Origin of the sequence: Campylobacter concisus, assembly GCF_902460575.1 — a bacterium.
GTDB lineage: Bacteria > Campylobacterota > Campylobacteria > Campylobacterales > Campylobacteraceae > Campylobacter_A > Campylobacter_A concisus_AW.
The window spans coordinates 83,469-104,109 of the sequence record NZ_CABPUY010000003.1 but is presented as its reverse complement, the minus strand read 5'-3'; the positions used below and the strand labels follow the sequence as shown (position 1 = coordinate 104,109).

At 42.3% G+C, this 20,641-nt stretch carries 17 protein-coding genes; 15 read left to right on the top strand and 2 right to left on the bottom strand.

Annotated features, from left to right (window positions below):
• Nucleotides 1-27: 27 nt before the first annotated feature.
• Nucleotides 28-1,278 carry a pectate lyase family protein gene (locus F3G76_RS06990; protein WP_149706298.1) on the bottom strand — a complete coding sequence of 417 codons (1,251 nt, stop codon included), beginning with the start codon at nucleotides 1,276-1,278 and terminating at the stop codon, nucleotides 28-30.
• 88 nt (nucleotides 1,279-1,366) lie between these two features.
• The gene (locus F3G76_RS06985) at nucleotides 1,367-2,464 is read right to left on the bottom strand and encodes a CinA family protein (protein ID WP_149706297.1); all 1,098 of its coding nucleotides are present in this window, start codon (nucleotides 2,462-2,464) and stop codon (nucleotides 1,367-1,369) included.
• Nucleotides 2,465-2,559: 95 nt separating this feature from the next.
• On the opposite strand from F3G76_RS06985, the gene ileS reads away from it, so the two are divergent.
• The 15 genes from ileS to dapE all read left to right on the top strand — a co-directional run bounded on the left by ileS (nucleotide 2,560) and on the right by dapE (nucleotide 20,600).
• Nucleotides 2,560-5,316 carry an isoleucine--tRNA ligase gene (gene ileS, locus F3G76_RS06980; protein ID WP_149706296.1) on the top strand — a complete coding sequence of 919 codons (2,757 nt, stop codon included), beginning with the start codon at nucleotides 2,560-2,562 and terminating at the stop codon, nucleotides 5,314-5,316.
• Between the two features lie 99 nt (nucleotides 5,317-5,415).
• Nucleotides 5,416-6,774 (top strand): Asp-tRNA(Asn)/Glu-tRNA(Gln) amidotransferase subunit GatA, encoded by a 1,359-nt coding sequence (gene gatA, locus F3G76_RS06975; RefSeq protein WP_149706295.1) that lies wholly within the window; start codon nucleotides 5,416-5,418, stop codon nucleotides 6,772-6,774.
• A gap of 4 nt (nucleotides 6,775-6,778) precedes the next feature.
• Entirely contained in the window at nucleotides 6,779-8,227 is a 1,449-nt protein-coding gene (gene guaB / locus F3G76_RS06970; protein WP_149706294.1) for an IMP dehydrogenase, read from the top strand.
• Nucleotides 8,227-9,333 (top strand): homoserine O-acetyltransferase MetX, encoded by a 1,107-nt coding sequence (gene metX, locus F3G76_RS06965; RefSeq protein ID WP_149706293.1) that lies wholly within the window; start codon nucleotides 8,227-8,229, stop codon nucleotides 9,331-9,333. Before guaB ends, metX begins: the two co-directional genes overlap by 1 nt.
• 3 nt (nucleotides 9,334-9,336) lie before the next feature.
• The gene (gene xseB, locus F3G76_RS06960) at nucleotides 9,337-9,528 is read left to right on the top strand and encodes an exodeoxyribonuclease VII small subunit (RefSeq protein ID WP_004317712.1); all 192 of its coding nucleotides are present in this window, start codon (nucleotides 9,337-9,339) and stop codon (nucleotides 9,526-9,528) included.
• Nucleotides 9,521-10,315, top strand: a complete 795-nt coding sequence (locus F3G76_RS06955) for a carbon-nitrogen hydrolase family protein (RefSeq protein ID WP_149706292.1) — start codon at nucleotides 9,521-9,523, stop codon at nucleotides 10,313-10,315. The genes xseB and F3G76_RS06955 overlap by 8 nt, the downstream gene beginning before the upstream one ends.
• On the top strand, nucleotides 10,312-10,869 hold the full coding sequence (locus F3G76_RS06950; protein ID WP_149706291.1) for a DNA-3-methyladenine glycosylase I: 558 nt from the start codon (nucleotides 10,312-10,314) through the stop codon (nucleotides 10,867-10,869). The genes F3G76_RS06955 and F3G76_RS06950 overlap by 4 nt, the downstream gene beginning before the upstream one ends.
• 154 nt (nucleotides 10,870-11,023) lie before the next feature.
• Nucleotides 11,024-12,559: a flavocytochrome c gene (locus F3G76_RS06945; protein ID WP_149706290.1), complete on the top strand. Its 1,536-nt coding sequence runs from the start codon at nucleotides 11,024-11,026 to the stop codon at nucleotides 12,557-12,559.
• 339 nt (nucleotides 12,560-12,898) lie between these two features.
• Nucleotides 12,899-13,252, top strand: a complete 354-nt coding sequence (locus tag F3G76_RS06940) for an MmcQ/YjbR family DNA-binding protein (RefSeq protein ID WP_149706289.1) — start codon at nucleotides 12,899-12,901, stop codon at nucleotides 13,250-13,252.
• An 86-nt stretch (nucleotides 13,253-13,338) separates the two neighbouring features.
• Entirely contained in the window at nucleotides 13,339-14,646 is a 1,308-nt protein-coding gene (murC, locus tag F3G76_RS06935; RefSeq protein WP_149706605.1) for a UDP-N-acetylmuramate--L-alanine ligase, read from the top strand.
• Complete coding sequence (locus F3G76_RS06930; RefSeq protein WP_149706288.1) at nucleotides 14,646-14,963, top strand: hypothetical protein; 318 nt, start codon at nucleotides 14,646-14,648, stop codon at nucleotides 14,961-14,963. The genes murC and F3G76_RS06930 overlap by 1 nt, the downstream gene beginning before the upstream one ends.
• A complete protein-coding gene (locus F3G76_RS06925; protein ID WP_149706287.1) occupies nucleotides 14,957-15,298 on the top strand; it encodes a hypothetical protein in 342 nt (113 codons plus the stop codon). Before F3G76_RS06930 ends, F3G76_RS06925 begins: the two co-directional genes overlap by 7 nt.
• The gene (locus tag F3G76_RS06920) at nucleotides 15,298-17,502 is read left to right on the top strand and encodes an endonuclease MutS2 (RefSeq protein WP_149706286.1); all 2,205 of its coding nucleotides are present in this window, start codon (nucleotides 15,298-15,300) and stop codon (nucleotides 17,500-17,502) included. Before F3G76_RS06925 ends, F3G76_RS06920 begins: the two co-directional genes overlap by 1 nt.
• Before the next feature lie 96 nt (nucleotides 17,503-17,598).
• Entirely contained in the window at nucleotides 17,599-19,509 is a 1,911-nt protein-coding gene (locus F3G76_RS06915; protein WP_149706285.1) for an EAL domain-containing protein, read from the top strand.
• Complete coding sequence (dapE, locus tag F3G76_RS06910; protein WP_149706284.1) at nucleotides 19,509-20,600, top strand: succinyl-diaminopimelate desuccinylase; 1,092 nt, start codon at nucleotides 19,509-19,511, stop codon at nucleotides 20,598-20,600. The genes F3G76_RS06915 and dapE overlap by 1 nt, the downstream gene beginning before the upstream one ends.
• Nucleotides 20,601-20,641: the final 41 nt, after the last annotated feature.

Genomic DNA, 20,641 nt, shown 5'->3' with positions numbered 1-20,641 from the left:
TTTGGCTAGCTCGGGGCTTTGGTGATATTATTTTATAACGGCTAGTTTGCCTGTGCCTGCGTTTTTATTTACCTCGTTTTGGACGCTTAAAGCTTCTAGGAGCTCAAATTTATATGGAGGCTCAAATGGCGGCTTGGTTAGCTTTTCGCAAACGCTGCCTTTTTTAGAAAGGTCTATGTTGCCGCTTTCAAAAATGGTACCTTTGTTACATTTGTAGCTTATCTTGACGCCATTTGTAAAGTAGTTGTTTTGAGCGTATATTAGTGAGCCAAAGCGCACTCCAATGGCGTATTTTTGGTCATAAAAGCCATCTTTTGAGTCGTAAAAGTTGTTATAGATGTGCACCTTTGCATTGCGTGCCATAGGTAGGCGTTGCGCGCAGTTGTCAAAAATGTTATGAGCGACCGTTATAGTTCTAGTTTCGCTGCTGCCGTCCGAGTCTCTTGAGCCTATTAGCATCGTTTTGTCGTGGTTTTCAAAGATGTTGTGCGAGATCGTGATAGCCGCACTATCCCCCTTGATGTCGCACAGTCCGTCGTAGGTTTGCCATTTAGTAAGCTCTCCGCCTGCTAAATGCACATGGCTAAGATCCACAGTGTCCTTAAAATGGCAGTGATCTACCCAGATGTTTTTGCTTGATTCTATACTAACGCCGTCATATTGCGCGTTAAAGCCGTCATTTTTTTGTACATCTGGAAATGGATCAAAAGCATCTTCGATCAGCATGTTGCGGATCGCGATATTTTGGACATTTTTTAGCGAAAGTGAGCCACCTTTTATGCCTGAGTTTTCGCCTAAGCCGATTATCGTGGTATTGCTAGCTACCGGCACTACGATGAGCTTTTTGTATTCGTTGGCTAAATTTTTGCGAAGCGCTGCTAGCTTTGGATCTTGCGAACCATCTAAAAATGCACGGCACGAAGCGCCGTAAGCCTGCATAAATTTAGTATAAGTGTCAAACTCGCCACTGCTAATCTCACTTATAAATTTATCCAGCCCATCGCTATTGCCATTTTGCGGGATCTTGCCTTCGCTAAGGTCTATGAGCCCATCCACATAGATGACGTAACCACCCATTTTGGCGTATTTTACGAGCTCTTGCCTATTTTGGATGGCGACTTCTTTGCTCTCTTTGCCGGCGTATCCGCCAAAATTTTGCTCTGCACCAATGCTAGCGTAACCAAAGGGCGAGTCGCTTGCTTTTATCTCGCCTGCTTGTGTTTTGGCACTAAATGCAAATAACGAAAAAACAGCTAGAAACAATATCTTTTTAAACATCTTTAGCCTCCTAAATTTGGCTTTTGTTTTTGATATTTTATTGCAAATGTCGCCGTTAAATTTAGTGCTATTTTTAAAAAGATAAAATTTACGCGAAAAATATCTCGCTTTTTAGACGAAGCAGGCATAGATAGGCGCTTAGCACGCTTTGCTCTCTAACGTAGTTGCGCTCCCCTTTTAAAAGTAGCCTCTCAACCTCGATGTTGCCGTTTCTATCGCCAGCTGCGACATATACCGTGCCAACTGGCTTGCTAGCTGTGCCACCGCCTGGTCCTGCGATACCGCTAATAGCAAGCGCAAAGTCCGCATTTGTCGTGCTTAGCGTGCCTTTTACCATCGCTTTTACGCAAGGCTCGCTCACGGCTCCGTAAGTATCTAAAATTTCATCCTCAACGCCTAGCCACTCGTGCTTTATGTGATTTGCGTAAGTCACCAATGAGCCATCAAAGCTGGCTGAGACGCCGCCATATCTTGCAAATTTAGCCGCCGCAAGCCCAGCCGTGCAAGACTCAGCAAATGAAATTTTAAGCCCCTTTTGCATGAGCTTTTTTGCTACAAATTTGATCACATCTTTTTGCGGGATAAATTTTTGCGAAAATAGCGTTTTTACCCCTTGTAAAAAACTCTCGATCTGGCCAAATTTATTGCTTTTTGCCCTTACTAGTATCAAATTTGGCAGGATCTGCGCAAGAGTGATATCAACTTCATAAGTTTTAGCAAGTGGCAGCATAAGGATCTTCGCGCTATCTGCGTCGATGTCTATTAGATGAAAGTAACTAAAATCAGGCTCATAGTCGGTGAGAAACTCGCCTAGTTCTTCATTTGGATTAGCTTTTATGAGATTTATCTGAGCGTTATTTAGGCTGGCTAGAAAGCTATTTTTTGAGTAGTCTAAGCTATCTTTAAGGGCAAGTGTCGTGCTATCTTTTAGCTCGAGCGAGCCCCCTGTTAGCGTCGCTACGATCTTTGCAGCGATGGCAAAATTTTCATCCGAGCCAAAAATGCTTACAAAGTCGTAATCTTTTGATAAATTTTCGATGATAAAAGGTAGCTCTTTGCTATTTTTTGGAGCAAAACTGACCACTCCAAGCTCGCCAAAATGATCCTCGTAACTTTGAAAAATGTAGTTTAGAAATTCTCTATTTATCTCAAGATCTTCGCCTATTATCAAGATACTTTGTCTCATTTTTAAGCTCCTTTTTTTGCCTCATTATACTATTTTTCAGTGTGATTTAACCAGCACAGGTGTAAAATTAGCAAATTTTAAAATCAAGGTAAAAAATGGACTACAAAGAGACACTTTTACTCCCAGAGACAAATTTCCCGATGCGCGGAAATCTCCCACAAAATGAACCACAAAGACTAAAATCATGGTACGAAGAGCGCAAGGTTTATGAAAAAATGAAGAAAAACCGCCAAAATACGGCTAAAAGCTTCAACATCCACGACGGCCCTCCGTATGCAAACGGACACCTTCACATCGGCCACGCATTAAATAAAATTTTAAAAGATATCATCACAAAAACGCACTATTTTTACGGCGAAAACGTCCGCTATGTGCCAGGCTGGGACTGCCACGGCTTGCCTATCGAGCAGCAAGTCGAAGTAAAGCTTGGCGATAAGAAAAAAGAGCTTAGCAAGGTCGAGATCAGAGAGCTTTGCAGACAGCACGCGAGAGAATTTATAGACATTCAGCGAAATGAATTTAAAAGCCTTGGCATCATCGGCGACTTTGAAAATCCATACATGACGATGAAATTTGAGTTTGAGGCCGACATCTACAAAGCACTTTGCGAGATCGCTAAAAAAGGGCTTTTGGTTGAAAGAAGCAAGCCAGTTTATTGGAGCTGGGCGGCTAGATCAGCGCTAGCTGAAGCTGAGGTCGAGTACGAGGAGAAAGAAGACTACTCTATTTACGTAGCGTTTGAGCTTGATAGTGACGCGTTAGAAAAGCTTGGCGTAAAAGAGGCAAGCGCTGTCATTTGGACGACCACGCCTTGGACACTTCCAGCAAATCAAGCCATAAGCCTAAATCCAGATGAAATTTATGTGCTAACGGCTGAAAATTTGATCTTTGCAAAGCCACTACTTGAAAGCGTTGTGCAAAGTGGCCTAAGCAAAGGCGAGGTCAAAAAAGAGTTTAAATCAAGCCTACTTGAAAACACTCACGCGATAAATCCACTAAACGGCAGAAAGTCTAAATTTTTACTAGGCGATCACGTCATGATGGATGGAGGTACTGGACTTGTTCATACAGCTCCAGGACACGGCGAGGACGACTACTACGTCTGTTTGAAATATGGCTTTAGCGAAATTTTGATGCCAGTTGATGATGGTGGCTGCTACGATGAGAGCATAAAACATCACGGACTATTTAGAAGCGACGTGGTAGATGAGTTTGTCGGCATGCACATCTTTAAAGCAAATGAGAAAATTTTAGAGCTACTTGGCAAAAGCTTGCTTAGCGTATCTAAATTTAGACACTCTTATCCATTTTGCTGGAGAACGCACAAACCTGTCATTTATAGAGCCACAAAGCAGTGGTTTATTGCTATGGACGAGGCTAAACTAGGTGGCAAAACGCTTAGACAAACAGCGCTAAAAGAGCTTGAAAAGGTTAAATTTTACCCAAGCGTAGGCATAAAAAGAATAGGCTCGATGATAGAAAATCGCCCAGACTGGTGCATCTCTCGTCAGCGTGACTGGGGCGTGCCTATCGCGTTTTTCAGAGATAAAGCGACAAAAGAAGTTATATTTGATAGTGAAATTTTAGACCACATCGTGGCTATCTTTAAAGAAAAAGGCGCTGATGCGTGGTGGGCGCTAAGCATAGACGAGCTTTTACCAAAGGGCACAAAATACAAGTCTGAAAATTTAGAAAAAGTGATGGACATCCTTGACGTTTGGTTTGATAGCGGCTCGACGTGGCATGCGGTCTTGCAAAGCGACAACTACGACGCTGGCAAATACCCTGCAAGCATGTATCTAGAGGGCTCAGATCAGCACCGCGGCTGGTTTCAAAGCTCGATTCTAGTAAGCACAGCTATAAATTCTCACGCACCTTATGAGAGCATCCTAACTCACGGCTTTACAGTCGATGCTAAGGGCGAGAAGATGAGCAAAAGTAAGGGCAACGTCATCGCTCCACAAGACGTGGCTAAGACTCACGGCGTGGAAATTTTACGCCTTTGGGTTGGCATGAGTGATTACTCAAGCGACCTAAAAATAAGCGAAGATATATTAAAACAAATAAGCGAGCAGTATCGCAAAATCCGCAACACTATCCGCTTTTTACTAGCAAACGTAAATGACCTTGAAAGCTTAAATACAGAGTTTAACATCCTTGATAAGTGGATCTTAGCACGTGCTAAAAAGGTCTTTGACGAGGCGAGCGCTTGCTTTAGAAATTACGACTTTTCAAAGGGCTTTAACATCCTTTTAAATTTCCTATCAGCCGATCTTAGCGGCGTATATCTTGACGTTTGTAAAGATAGACTTTACTGCGACGCAAAAGACGCCCCAAGAAGAAGATCAGCTCAAAGTGCGATGGCGATCATAACAAAGGCGCTTTTGCCACTTATCGCTCCAACGCTTACTTACACTGTCGATGAGGTGATGGACTACGCTCCAAAGATCATCAAAGGCGAGGCAAAAGACGCGTTTGATCTAGTCTATAAGCCAATCAAATTTGATCTTAGCTTTGAAGATGAGCTGCTTTTTGCCAGCAGGGAGAAATTTAACGAGATCGTGGACGTTCTTAAAAAGGACAAAAAGATAAAATCAACCCTAGAGCTAAGCCTAGAGACCACAAACCACAACATCACAAGCTACGACGAGCGCGAAGTGGCCGACCTTTACATGGTAAGCTCAGTTAGACCTTACGATGATAGCGAGCCACTAGCTGAGTTTGAGCTTGAGGGTGATAAATTTAAGATCATAGCAAGCAACCTTCACAAATGCCCAAGATGCTGGAAATTTAACGCTAGCAAAGAAGATGCGCTATGCCCAAGATGTGAAGAGGTCATAAGTGCTAAGTGAGCCAGTAAGCGCAACTATCATAGTCGCAACGATCGCTGCGGTGGTCGTTGTTAGCTTGTTTGGCATATTTTTGGTTAATAAATTTAAAGGATAAAAATAGTGGTAACTTTAAAAGAAGCTTTGAAATTGTCAGCTGAAGAGATAAAAAATTTAAGAGCCGAGCTTGAGGCGAAGATCATAAAAGAAAAAGAGCTTGGCGCTTATGTCGAGCAGCTAGCAAATTTAGAGATCGCAAAACTAGGCGAGGGTGTGCCCATCGCTATAAAAGACAACATCCAAGTAAAAGGCTGGAGCGTCACGTGCGCTTCTAAAATTTTACAAGGCTACGTAGCGCCTTACAACGCAACCGTTATCGAGAAGCTACTTAGTAAAAATTTAGCTCCATTTGGTCGCACAAATATGGACGAATTTGCGATGGGAAGCACGACTGAGAGCTCATTTTATGGCAAAACACTAAACCCACTAAATCACGCTCACGTCCCAGGTGGCAGTAGCGGTGGCTCAGCAGCAGCAGTCGCAGCTGGCCTTGCAGTAGCCGCACTTGGTAGCGACACTGGTGGCTCGATCCGCCAGCCAGCGGCATTTTGCGGATGCGTAGGACTTAAGCCAACTTATGGCAGAGTGAGCAGATATGGCCTTGGCGCCTACTCAAGCAGCCTTGATCAAATAGGTCCGATCGCTCAAAACGTAGAAGATGCAGCCATTTTATATGACGCGATCGCTGGACACGATCCAAAAGATAGCACGAGCGCAGATGTGCCGTTTGTGAGCGTTAGCGACAAGATAGATGGCAACAAAAAGCTAAAAATTTGCGTCATCAAAAACTACGTAGAAAACGCAAGCGAGCAGACAAAAGCTGCTTTAAATTTAGCTATCGAAAAGCTAAAATTACACGGCCACAGCGTAACTTACACAAATTTTGAAGACTCAAAATATGACGTCGCTGCCTACTACATCATAGCAACCGCAGAGGCAAGCGCAAATTTAAGCCGCTACGATGGCGTGAGATATGGCAGACGCGCAGATGCTAAAAATTTAAAAGAGCTATATATCAACTCACGATCTGAGGGCTTTGGCGAAGAAGTAAAAAGAAGAATTTTGCTTGGTACATTTGTGCTAAGTAGCGGATACTACGATGCTTACTACATCAAAGCGCAAAAAGCAAGAGCGCATATAAAAGCTCAGTACGAGAAAATTTTAGAAGAAAATGATCTCATATTCATGCCAGTTGCCCCAAGCACAGCTTATAAATTTGGAGCACACAGCGATCCGCTTCAAGCCTACCTAAGCGACATCTACACGATCAGCGTAAATTTAGCAGGTCTGCCAGCTATCTCTGTGCCAGTTGGCAAAGATGATCAAAATTTAAACGTGAGCGCCCAGCTCATCGCAAAAGCGTGGGACGAACAGACCTTGATAAATGGTGCTAAGAGCCTAGAAAATTTAATAAAAGGATAAAAATATGAAGATAGTAAAGAGAGCTTTAACATTTGAGGATGTGCTTCTTGTGCCGCAATACTCTGAAATTTTGCCAAAGCAAGTTGATGTAAAAACCAGGATCAGCAAAAATGTCACGCTAAATATCCCGATCGTCTCTGCTGCGATGGATACGGTGACTGAGCATAGAACTGCTATCATGATGGCAAGGCTCGGCGGTATCGGCGTCATCCACAAAAATATGGACGTCGAAAGCCAAGCAAAAGAGGTCAAACGCGTTAAAAAAAGCGAAAGTGGCGTCATCATCGATCCTATCTTTATAAATCCAGAAGCAACCGTGGCTGAAGCTCTAAGCCTTATGTCAGATCTTCATATTTCAGGTGTTCCAGTCATCGACAAAGACCGCAAACTTATAGGAATTTTAACAAACCGCGATTTGAGATTTGAAACAAATATGAGTACTTTGGTAAAAGACCGCATGACAAAAGCACCTCTTATCACTGCGCCAAAGGGCTGCACGCTTGATGATGCGGAGAAAATTTTCTCTCAAAACAGGGTTGAGAAGCTACCTATCGTCGACAAAGACGGCAAGCTTGACGGCCTTATCACCATAAAAGATCTAAAAAAACGCAAAGAGTATCCAAACGCAAACAAAGATAGCTACGGCAGACTTCGCGTGGCTGCGGCTATTGGCGTGGGTCAGATAGAGCGCGCTAAAGCGCTAGTCGATGCTGGCGTAGATGTCATCGTCATCGACTCAGCTCACGGCCACTCAAAGGGCATCATCGATACTTTAAAAGAGGTAAAAGCAAATTTTAAAGTTGATGTCGTAGCTGGCAATATCGCAAATCCAGCAGCCGTAAAAGACCTAGCAGAAGCAGGAGCTGACGGCATAAAAGTAGGCATCGGACCAGGGTCTATTTGTACTACAAGGATCGTTGCTGGCGTTGGTGTGCCTCAAATTTCAGCGATTGACGACTGTGCAAGCGAAGCAGCGAAATATGGCATCCCAGTTATCGCAGACGGCGGTCTAAAATACTCAGGCGACGTGGCAAAAGCTCTTGCAGCAGGGGCAGCTTGCGTTATGGCAGGTAGCTTGCTTGCAGGTTGTGAAGAGAGCCCAGGCGAGCTTATAACATTCCAAGGTCGCCAGTACAAAGTATATCGCGGTATGGGATCGATCGGCGCTATGACAAAGGGCAGCTCTGACCGCTACTTTCAAGAGGGCACCGCTCAAGACAAGCTTGTACCTGAAGGTATCGAAGGCCGTGTGCCATTTGCTGGCAGCATAAAAGATGTGATCCATCAGCTAATAGGCGGCCTAAGAAGCGCTATGGGCTATGTAGGCGCAAAAGATATCCCAACTCTTCAAGAAAGAGCTGAATTTGTCGAGATAACAAGTGCAGGACTAAAAGAGAGCCACGTCCACGACGTAGTTATCACTCACGAGGCACCAAACTACAAAGTTAATTAGTGTTAGAGCTGCAAACTAGAACTATTAAATTTAACGAGCCACTTTATCTTGAGAGTGGCCGTATGCTATCAAATTTCAAGCTTATTTATGAGACTTACGGCACGCTAAATGCTGATAAAAGCAACGTTATCGTGATCTGTCACGCCCTAACTGGCTCGCACCACGCTGCTGGCACATACGCAGGCGATGAGAAAGCTGGCTGGTGGGACGGGCTAATAGGCAGCAAAAAGGCGGTAGATACCGATAAATTTTACGTTATTTGCGTAAATATCTTAGGCTCATGCTTTGGCTCGACCTCGCCGCTAAGTGTTGATCGAAGTAACGGCAAAGAGTATAGGCTAAATTTCCCAGTCCTTGCCATAAGCGACGTGGTAAAGGCGCAGATGAGGCTATTTAGCGAGCTTGGCATCACGAGGGCAAGAGCCGTGATAGGCGGCAGTCTTGGCGGTATGCAGGCACTTTGCTACGCTATCGAGTTTCCAGAATTTGCGCAGGATATCATAATGCTTGCAAGCACCTACCAGACTAAGCCTTGGGCGATAGCGTTTAATAAAATAGCCATCGAAGCCATTTTAAACGATGAAAATTTTAAAAACGGCGAATACGACGTGGAATTTATAAGAAAAAATGGGCTAAAAGGCATGGCTTACGGCAGGATGGCAGGGCATATCAGCTTCTTAAGCCCTGATAGCATGGATAAGAAATTTGGACGCAACTACGTCGAAACTGACGGCCTTTACGATCTTTTTGGACATTTTCAGGTCGATCGCTATATGGAGTACAACGGCTATAACTTCCCAAAGAGGTTTGACCCACTAAGCTACCTATATATCGTAAAGATGATGAATATCTTTGACTGCACAAGGCACTACGATAGCCTAAAAGACGCCCTTGCGCCGATCAAAGCAAATTTGCATCTAGTTGCTTTCAAAGGCGATCTACTCTTTCCGCCAAGCTGCATGAGAGAAATTTATGACGCACTTTGCGAAATGGGGCGGGAGGCAAAGACAAATTTTATAGAGATAGATAGCAACTACGGCCACGACGCATTTTTGGTCGAGATAGAAAAATTTGATGGATATATAAAAAATATATTAAAAGGATAGAAAATGGAGCAAAAAGAGCAAAGTTTTGAAGAGAAATTAGCCCTTGCTGATAAAATTTTAAACGATCTAAATAAAGATGATGTGAGCTTAGAAAACAGCATAAAGCTGCACGAGCAGGGCAAAAAGCTCTTAAACGAGGCAAGAGAAATTTTAGAAAACGCAAAACTTAGCATAAAGCAGGTGGATGATGAGTAAAATTTGCGCCCTTCAGCTACCAACGCAGCCCTTAAGCGAGGCGAGGCTTGATTATTACCTTAAAATTTGCGCGGATGAAAACGCAAGGCTGGTTGTGCTTGGCGAATACGTGCTAAATAGCTTCTTTAAAGAGCTTGCTAGCATGCCAAAAAGCCTCATAAAAGAGCAGAGCGAGCGCAAAAAAGAGGCGCTCTTTGCGATGGCAAAAAAGTATGATCTAAACATCATCGCACCTATCATAAATTTAAAAGGCAAGGAGATATTTAAAAGCCTAGCTAAATTTAGCCAAACGCAAGTAAAGCTATACGACCAGCAAATTCTCATGCCATATGCGCACTGGAACGAGGCTAAATTCTTTAGCAACGCAAGCGAAGAGCTAAATTTACCTATCTTTACATACGATAAATTTAAGGTTGGCGTCATGTTTGGCTTCGAGGCGCACTTTGATGTGTGCTGGGCCTATATGAGCGCTAAAAAGGTCGATATCGTGCTTGTGCCAACGGCTTGCACGTTTTTCTCGCAGGCGCGCTGGGAGGAGCTTTTAAAGGTTAGAGCTTTTACAAACAACGTCTATGTGCTTCGTGTAAATCGCGTGGGGAGCCACAAGAGCGATGATGAGCAGTGGAGTTTTTATGGCGATTCGATGCTTATTAGCCCATTTGGCGAGGTTAAGAACAGGCTTGGCAAAAATGAAGAGATGATGATCGATGAGCTTAGTAAAAAGGAGCTTAGCGAGGCTAGAAGCACCTGGGGCTTTATGCAGATAGAGGCGAAATTTAAAAGATGAAGCGCTGCGTCTGGGCTGAAAAGAGCGAGTTTAGCAAGAGCTATCACGACTGTGAGTGGGGCAGGGCGGTCAAAGATGATAAGAAATTTTTTGAAATGCTCATTTTAGAGGGCTTTCAAGCAGGCCTTAGCTGGGACTATGTGCTACAAAAAAGAGCTGGGCTTGCTCAAATTTTAGACGGCTTTGACGCAAAAAAGATCGCTAGCTATGACGAGGCAAAGCTTCAAAGCCTTTTAAGCGACGATCGAGCGATCAAAAACCGCCTTAAAATTTACTCTCTGCCAAAAAATGCCAAGGCTTTTTTAGAGCTTTGTGCCGAGTTTGGCTCGTTTTATAACTACATCTATAAATTTACAAATGGTAAGCGCGTGATAAACGACATAAAAAGCGCCAAAGATATGCCAGCAAGTAGTGAGCTTTCAAAGTGCATCTCAAAAGATATGAAAAAGCTTGGCTTTAAATTTGTAGGTGCTGTGATCATCTACTCGTTTTTACAAGGCGTTGGCGTCATCGATGATCACGAAAATGAGTGCTTTTGCAAAGGTAAAATTTAAACTCACCACCACCTTTAATCTTAATACAAAATAAATAATTTTAAGTAATCTTTATCATAAATAATCCTATAATTTTAGTAATCACAAAGGGTTTTAAACTAAGGTGTAAATTTAAAATTTACAGGCTTGTGCGTAACACTAAAAAGGAGACGCTATGAGTAAAGTTTCTAGACGTGATTTTATAAAATTTGGTGCTGTTTCGGCTCTTGCTGCAAGCGGACTTTATGCGAGCGATATGCCAGTCTTTAGAGATAAAGATGTCAAATTTGACGAAGAGTGGGATGTCGTTATCATCGGTAGTGGCTTTGCTGGTCTTGCAGCTGGTATCAAGGCAAATGAGCGAGGCAACAAGGTTCTTATCTTAGAGAAAATGGGGCGAGTTGGTGGCAACTCTGTAATAAATGGCGGAATTTTTGCCGTGCCAAACAGCGAACTTCAAAAGAAAAATGGAGTCAAAGACTCAAAAGAACTCTTCATCTCAGACTGCGTAAAAGCTGGCCTTGGGCTAAACCACGTGGAGCTTCTTGGTATCCTTGCTGATAGAGCGGTCGATACTTTTAACTTCACCGTAAAACACGGCGCAAAATACCTAGATAAGCTACTTCTTGAGGGCGGTCATAGCGTGCCAAGGACTTACTACACTGAAAATACAAGCGGCTCTGGCATCGTTCAGCCTCTAGCTGAGACGTTTAAAAATTTACAAGACTGTGAGCTTAGAACAAGGTGCAAATTTGATGAGTTTGTAACCGATGAAAATGGCGCAATAGTAGGCGTTGCAGTCCGAAATGACTATAAATTTGATAAAAATTTATTTAGCGATGACAAAGAGAACAAGAGTGGCGAGCGTAAATTTATAAAGGCTAAAAAAGGCGTCGTGCTAGCAAGCGGCGGCTTTTGCAGTGATAAATTTTTTAGAAAGCTTCAAGACCCACGCGCTGTGCCTGAATTTGACACTACAAACCACCCAGGCGCAACTGCAGGCGCTTTGATCTCAGCCCTAAAAATAGGCGCTTTGCCTGTTCAAATTGGCTGGATACAATACATCCCATATAAATGCCCTGACGAAAAAGGCAACGGCATCACAAGTAAATTTGCCTCACAAGCTGCCTTTAGATACGGCATCTCAGTCGATCCAAAGACCGGCAAACGCTATATGAATGAGCTTGCTGATCGCAAGATAAGGGCTGATGCTATGTTTAGGATAATTGATGCTAAAAACGACAGCTATCCTATAAATTTATGTGACTCAGTAGCTGCTGCAAAGCTAGTCGAGAGCGACCTTGCAAATCCTATGAAAAACGGCGTCATAATGAAATTTGACACGCTAGCAGACCTTGCTAAACACTACAAAATGCCAGCTGGCGAGCTAGAAAAAACGGTTGAGAGATATAACGAATTTGTTAAAAAAGGCAAGGATGATGATTTTGGTAAGCCAATCAAGCTAACTGATGGTATCACCATCTCGCAAGCTCCATTTTACGCTATGCGCGGCGCTCCAAAGCTTCACCACACAATGGGCGGCGTAAAGATCAACACCAAAGCTCAGGTGCTAAACATAGACGATGAGCCGATCAAGGGACTTTACGCTGCTGGCGAGGTCACTGGCGGTACGCACGGAGCTAGTAGGCTTGGTAGCTGCGCGATACTTGACTGCTTGACATTTGGTATGATAGCTGGTGAGAATATCTAAATTTACTCGTGCTAAATTTGGAGGCAGTTTGTTTTGTTATTGGCTTATGCAGGCAATGCTAGCCTCCATATCATCGGTACAGAGTTTAAAATTTTGTTTTTTATTAGTAAATTTAAAAACTTTCATTCGCTCACAAGAATTAGCTACTAAATTTTGGCTTCGCTTACAGCTTAGCTCAAAATTTAGAGCCGAAATTGCTCGCTCATGAAATTTTAAAATTTACAAATAACGTGCGAGGGGTTTAGGGGATTTAAAAAGGGGGATAAGGGGACGGCTTCGTAATTCAAGTCCCCTTGTCTCCCTTTTAAATAAAATGATAATTTTATTTCGGAGTGAAATTTGAAACGAAGCGACGTTGAGAGATATATAAAAGAGAAATTTGACATTTTGGGTGAGCAAATTTTCCCAAAATATCCAAAATTTAGTGTCTTTCGTCACAAGAAAAATGAGAAGTGGTTTGCGCTGCTTATGCAGCTAAGCGCTAGTAAGCTTGGCCTTGAAAGTGACGAGATGATCGAGGTTTTAAATCTAAAATGCAGTCCAGATCTAGCCATGGTGCTAGTTGATGAGAGGCAAATTTTTAAAGCATATCACATGAATAAAAAGCACTGGATAAGTGTAAATTTAAACTCCAAAATCTCACAAAAAACCGTTTTTGACCTGATAGATGAAAGCTTTAGCTTAAGCAAATAAAAGCCATTTTTCAGCCTTAAATTTAGTAGTTTTTGTTAAAATCACGAAAAACTTAAGGATAAAATTTGCAAGAGCTAAACAACGAGATCAAAAAAGTCCATTTCATAGGCATCGGCGGCATCGGCATCTCAGCCATCGCTAGATTTTTACACGAAAAAGGCCACAAGATAAGCGGCAGCGACATCAAAGAGAGCAAGACGACGCTTGAACTTCAAAATGAGGGCATCGAGGTCATCACGCCACACTGCAAAGAAGCGATAAAAGACCAAGACTTCGTGGTCTATTCAGCTGCGATAAAAGAGGACAACATCGAGCTAGTGGAGGCTAGAAGAAAGGGCATAAAGTGCTTTTCAAGAAAAGAAATTTTGCCTTATGTGCTTGAAGATAAGTGCGTTTTCGCAGTTGCTGGCGCGCACGGCAAGAGCACGACTTCAGCGATGCTAGCAAGTCTCATCGAGGGCTCAGTCATCATCGGCGCTATCTCAAAGCAGTTTGGCTCAAATATGCGCTACGCCAAAAGCGATAACGTCGTATTTGAGGCTGATGAGAGCGATTCTAGCTTTCTAAACTCAAACCCATATCTAGCCATCGTCACAAACGCAGAGCCAGAGCACATGGAGCACTACGACTACGATCTAGCTAAATTTTACGCAGCATACAAGGGCTTTTTGGAGCGCGCGAAAGTTAGGGTGATAAACGCTGAGGACGAGTTTTTGAGCACGCTTAAGCTTGATGCGATCAGGCTTTATCCAAGCACCGACATCACGGAGCTTACGATGGTGGTAAGAGACTATCAGCCATACACCAGCTTTAACCTTAAAAATTTAGGTAAATTTGAAGCCTTTGGCATGGGCGAACACATCGCTATAGACGCATCTTTGGCTATCCTTGCTGCGATGCATGAGACGCCGCTTAAAGACATAAGAGAAAATTTACTAAATTTTAAAGGCATCAAAAAGCGTTTTGACATACTTAGCGCAAACAAAAATTTCGTCCTAATCGACGACTACGCACACCATCCAACCGAGATAAAAGCGACGCTAAAATCAGTCTTTGAATACGCCAAAATTTTAGGTATAAAGAGCGTCACAGCGATATTTCAGCCACACCGCTACACAAGACTTAGCACAAATTTACCTGGCTTTAAAGAGTGCTTTAAGGGCGTTGATGAGCTTGTCATCTTGCCAGTTTATGCAGCTGGAGAAAATCCTATCGAAGTTGATATGAAGAGCGAATTTAGCGAGTATAACCCGATCTTTACCGACAAGGTCGAGAGGGTTGAAGAGGGGATAGAATTTATAGATGAATTTGGCGTGAAAAACCGCCTAAGTGACGGCATCGTAGTTGGCTTTGGAGCAGGCGATATCAGCGTGCAGCTAAGAGGCGGATATTGATGGATCTAAGCAGCTTTAAGCCTCAAGATGAAAATGAAATTTTAAAAGAGATAAAAGAAAAAGAGCTTAGTGAAGAAGAAATTTCAAGCCTTATAAATTTAGGTAAAAAAGATATCTTGATAGCCCTTGCAAGGTCGCAAAAGCTAAGTAGCGCTCAGATAAAAAATATGCTGCCAAATGCCCCATATCTAGCCGTTTGCTTGCTGGTTGAAAAGCAAGATATCAGCGAGGTTAGAGCTGAAATTTTAGAAAAGATCAAGCCTCATGCTGAGCTTTACAAGGAGCTCATCGCAAAATATAAGGGCGTAAAATGGTAAGAAATTTGATAATAATCGCCGGCGTGATGCTGCTTTTTGGAGCGATCTGGGCGATAAAAGATGAAAAGATCAGCAAAGGCATAAAAGCGCTTGTTAGCGCGGTGCTTGTAGCGATCCTTGTTTGTGTCTATTTTTACGAGCAAAATTTATCCAAAAACGAGGACGCCATTTCAAAGCTAGTGACTGACTTTAAGCAGGGCAAAGTGCTAAAATGTGGAGAATACAATGTTAGCGCTGAGAAATTTAACTACGAATTTGGCACGGCGTCATTTTTAGCTAAAAGAGAATTTAGCGATCTCTCAGGCGTCATCGTGCCTATAAAAAGTTGTGAGTAATGACTGAAGAGATATTTTTAAAGCTAGATCTAGGCGAGTATCTGGATAAATTTAACTCCTTTTTAGCAAGGCAAAAACCGCTATTTTTACAAGGCGACAGCAAAATCCACTTTGAAAACATCAGTGAGCTTTCAAAGTATGATTTTAAAGCGCCTGATGAGATAAAAGAGCTTGATGATGCGCTTATGAGACTTAGCAAGCAAGCAGTGCTTCACATCAGCGAAATTTACGAGTTTGCAAAGATCATTAAGTATTTTTCATATCTAAAAAAGCAAAAATTTGAAGGCAGGCTTGGCGAGTGGATCGCTAAAGTTGAAATCCCTGAAGCGATGAGCCAGATGGCAAACAGCTTTGATGAAAACGGCGAGTTTAGCGACAGCGTGGATGAGAGATTTGCTGCGATAAAGCAGGCATTTAGCGAGAAAAAGCGCCAGATCGACGCTGAGCTTAAAAAGCTCATCTACTCAAAGCACATCACGCCCTATCTAGTCGATACCCAGACGCACTACATCAACGCGCAAGAGGCACTTTTGGTGCGTGGCGGCTTTAATCACGCCCTAAAAGGCACCGTGATCGCTAGAAGCTCAGGCGGCTACTTCTACGTCGCACCTGCAAGCACCGAGCGCCTAAAAAAGGAGCAAAGCGAGCTACTTGATAGAAAAGAGGAGATTATTTTTGAGCACTGCAAGAAATTTAGCCTGCAGATGAGCAAGAGCCTGCTCTTTTTGAAATTTATAAATAACGCTTTTGATCAGTTTGACGCCTATCAAGCGCGTGTAAATTTGGCTAGATCACGTGACTATGAGTTTGTTTTACCAAATAGCTCGCATGTTATAAAGCTTGAGAAATTTGCCCACCCAGCGCTAAAAAACCCAAAAAGCGTGAGTGTGGATTTTAGCAAAAAAGTGCTTTTAATAACCGGCGTAAATGCTGGCGGTAAGTCGATGCTTTTAAAATCAATCATCTCAGCCACGCTGCTTGCAAAGTATCTGCTGCCTATGCGTATCGACGCAAACCGCTCAAGCATCGGCTCTTTTAAAGAATTTGATGCGATCATAGAAGATCCGCAAAGCGTGAAAAACGACATCTCGACCTTTGCTGGCAGGATGGTGCATTTTGCAAGGCTTTTTACTAAAAAATCGATCATCATCGGCATCGACGAGATTGAGCTTGGCACCGACTTTGAGGAGGCTGCGAGCTTGTATGGCGTCATGATAGAGCGCCTCATCACTCAAGATATCAAAATGATCATCACGACCCACCACAAGCGCCTTGCGATGTTGCTAGCTAAGAATCCAGAGGTTGAGCTAGTGGCGGCACTTTACGACGAGGCGGCTCAAAGGCCTAAATTTGAGTTTTTAAAGGGCACGATCGGCAAGTCTTACGCCTTTGAAACGGCGGCAAGATACGGCATATCTCAAAATTTAGTGGCGCAGGCAAAGAAAATTTATGGCGAAGATAAAGAGAATTTAAACGAGATCATCACAAAGACGCTAAATTTACAAACCAAGCTTGATGAGGGGATAAAAGAGGTTACGTCAAAAGAGGAGCGGCTGGAGCGCTTGCTTGAGGAGCAAAAAGAGCTAAAAGAGAGAAATGAGATCAAACTAAATGCGACTATTTCGCGCCTTGAAAAAGAGTATTATGAAGCGATAAATGCGGCAAAAGCTGTTATAAATTTCAAAGACATTAAAGACAAGCAAAGAGCGCTAAACGTGGCAAATGAGAAAAAAGCTGCCATCGTTAAGCCTAAAAAAACTGAGCGTGAGAGCCTAAAAGTAGGCGATAGAGTGAAGTATGAAAATATAAAAGGCACGGTTTTAAGCATCTCTAAAAATGACGCGATGATCGAGTCAAATGGCATAAATTTACGTGTGCCACTTGAGCTTTTAAGAAAAAATGGCAACGAAGTGGTCTTGCCTAAAAAAGGCGGCGTAAGTTTAAGCGTAGATAAGCCAAAAACAGCCTCGCTCTCGCTTGATCTGCACGGCATGAGAGCTGACGAGGCGATAGCTAAGCTTGATAAATTTATCTCAGATAGCCTTGTTATGGGATTTGACGAGGTTAGCGTATTTCACGGCATCGGCACTGGCAAGCTTGCCTTTGCTGTTAAAAATTTCTTAAAAGAGCATCCAAGCGTGAAAGAATTTCACGATGCACCGGCAAATCAAGGCGGATACGGTGCAAAGATCGTTAAGCTTTGAGCTAAATTTTTAATTAAAAAATGAAAGAAATTTTTTATTTAGCTTGGATATAATCCAGTAGAAAAATTTAAATTTAAGAAAGGAAGTTTAAACTTTATGCCAGGTGACGAATCGCAAAAAAAGCACTTTAGTATGGTTAAAACTGTCACTTTGGTCGTTGTTTTGCTTCTTGCTTTCTTTGTAACTGAAAATTTAACTATCTACTCGTATAAATACAACAACGCGCTCTCTACAAACAACTTTGATCTCAAAAAAAAGACCGAGTATCTAACATCTCAATATGTAAATTACCTTAAAAATATAAGTAAATTTAATATTATAGATTTTCAAAATTATATAACCGATAACGCTGTTGGCGATGTCTTTTTACTAAAAGAAAATGGCAAAAACGGCTTTAAGATAGAGGCTTCTTCAGACAAAAGCCTCGTAAATAAAGACTACGAAGACAAGAGCTGTGGCGACATCTACTCGCATGATTTTCAAAAGGATTATTTCTGGGCTGAAATTTTGCCAGAAAACAGCGCCAAAGTATGTATGTTTGTTGCCGTGAATGACTATATTTTAGGCTTTAAAGCGCATATAGATCAAAGGATAACTGGCACTAGCGACCCATTTTATTTTCAGTGGCTGATGAAAAACATGGCTCTCACTTTGATCTTAAGCTCGATTGGTCTATTTTTAGGGCTTGCGGTCTGTCTTTGGTTTGTATTTAAGTATCTTAACATCAAATTTGACTATCTAAAAGTAAAAGAAGAGAGCACTACTAAGATCGCCCAGTTACAAGAGAAGCTATATATCGATCCGATGACTGGGCTTTTTAACAAGGCAGCGCTCATAAAAGATGTGAGCGAGTATAAATATCCAAAAGTGATACTTATGGATATCGATGATTTTGGCAAGATGAACGACTACTACGGCAAATACGTGTGCGATCAGATACTAAAACAGATGGCAAATCTCATCAAAGAATTTGCAAAAAATGAGAATATGAAGGCTTATTGTATCGAGGCGGACAGATTTGCTTTGGTCGAAGATAATAACGACTTTATCGACAGATACGAAGAGCTAGCTGAAAATTTACTAGATATCTTTAAAGGCAGGATGCTTAGCATAAAAGATGAAAACGGCGTAGAGGTCGATGATATAGAAATTCACAACACCATAGGCTTTGCGCTTGATAGCGATCAGACTTTAAGAAAGGCAACCATCGCGTTAAAATCAGCCAAATCACTCGATAAAGACTATGTTTGCTACTTTAAAGGGCTAAGTCAAAAAGATGAATACGCAAATCAGATCGAGCGCTCAAAGCTTATCCAAAACGCTACGATAAACGATAACATCGTGCCGTATTTTCAGCCGATATTTGACGAGAAAAAGATCCCTATAAAATATGAATGCTTGATAAGAATTTTAGACCGCGACGATGTCATCTCGCCAAGCGTATTTTTGGATATCTCAAAGCGTATCAAGCGTTACGCAGACCTTGAAAAACAGCTCATTAAAAAGTGCTTTGAGCACCTCACTGAAGATCCAAATTTGGTTCTTTCTATAAATTTAAGCAGCCGAGATATGATAGATGGCGACGTCTCTGCGCTGGTTTTAAATTTACTAAACAAGCACAATGTCGCTGGCAGGATAGTTTTTGAGATAGTCGAAGACGAGGAGCTAAAGAGCGCTGAGCGCGTCTCAGTCTTTGTTGAGCGTGCAAAGAGCATGGGCGCTATGATAGCGATTGATGACTTTGGTTCTGGCTACTCAAATTTCTCTTACATCATAAAGATCAAGCCAGACTACGTGAAGATCGACGGCTCTATCATCAAAGATATCGATATCAATAAAGACTCATACGCCATCGCAAGCGCGATCGTGGCATTTGCAAAAGACCTTGGCATAAAAACGATCGCAGAGTATGTTCATTCTAAAGAAATCTTTAACGTCTGTAAGGAGATAGGCATCGACGAATTCCAGGGATTTTACTTGGGAATTCCTTCTAAAAAGGCGTTTTAGTGGTAGTTAGCTTTTTAAAAGAGCTTTTAAAATTTCGTTCTATCACGCCAGATGATGCTGGGAGTTTGGAATTTATCGCTAAATTTTTGCCTGACTTTGAGGCTAAATTTATAGAAAAAAATGGCACAAAAAATCTCATACTTTCTAAAATTTATGGAGACGGCGAGCATCTAGCCTTTGCAGGGCATGTCGATGTCGTGCCACCAGGAGATGGCTGGGAGAGCGAACCATTTACACCGCTTGAAAAAGATGGCTACATCTACGCAAGGGGCGCGCAGGATATGAAAAGCGGCGTGGCTGCCTTTGTTTGTGCTGCTAAAGATGCAAAATTTAATGGCAAACTAAGTCTTATCTTAACAAGTGACGAAGAGGGTGATGGCACTTACGGCACGCCTTTGGCACTTGAATATCTGCGTGAGATAGGGGATCTGCCCAAATTTTGCGTCGTGGCTGAGCCAACTTGTGATAAGAAATTTGGCGATAGTATAAAAGTCGGCAGACGTGGCTCGATAAATGGCAAGATCGTGATAAATGGCGTTCAAGGTCACGTGGCATACCCAGAAAAGTGCCTAAATCCAGTAAATTTAATAGCTCCACTTTTAAGCAAGATTGCAAATCACGATATGGACGGAGGGAGCGAGTTTTTTAGCCCAAGCAAGATCGTGGTGACGGACATTCGTGGTGGTATGCAGGTTTGCAACGTCACGCCAAGCGAGCTTAGCATAATGTTTAACGTTAGAAACTCAAATTTAACCGATGTAAATGACGTTGAGAGCTATCTTAGAAGCGTTTTAGATGGGCTTAGCTACGAGCTTAGTATAAAGCAAAGCTCAAAGAGATTTTTAACCAACAAAGATAGCAAGATCGTAAGAAATTTAATGGCATCTGTCACAAAGATCACAGGTGCTGCACCACTTTTAAATACAAAGGGTGGCACGAGCGATGCTAGGCATTTTGCTGAATTTGGTGTAGATGCGATAGAATTTGGCGTCATAAATGACCGCATACACGCTAAAAACGAACGAGTTAGCGTTGATGAAATAAATAAACTTTATGAAGTTTTTAAAGACCTGATAGAAAATTTTTACTAATCTCATTTGTCATCAAATAGTTAAATTTAATCGTCTTTTCT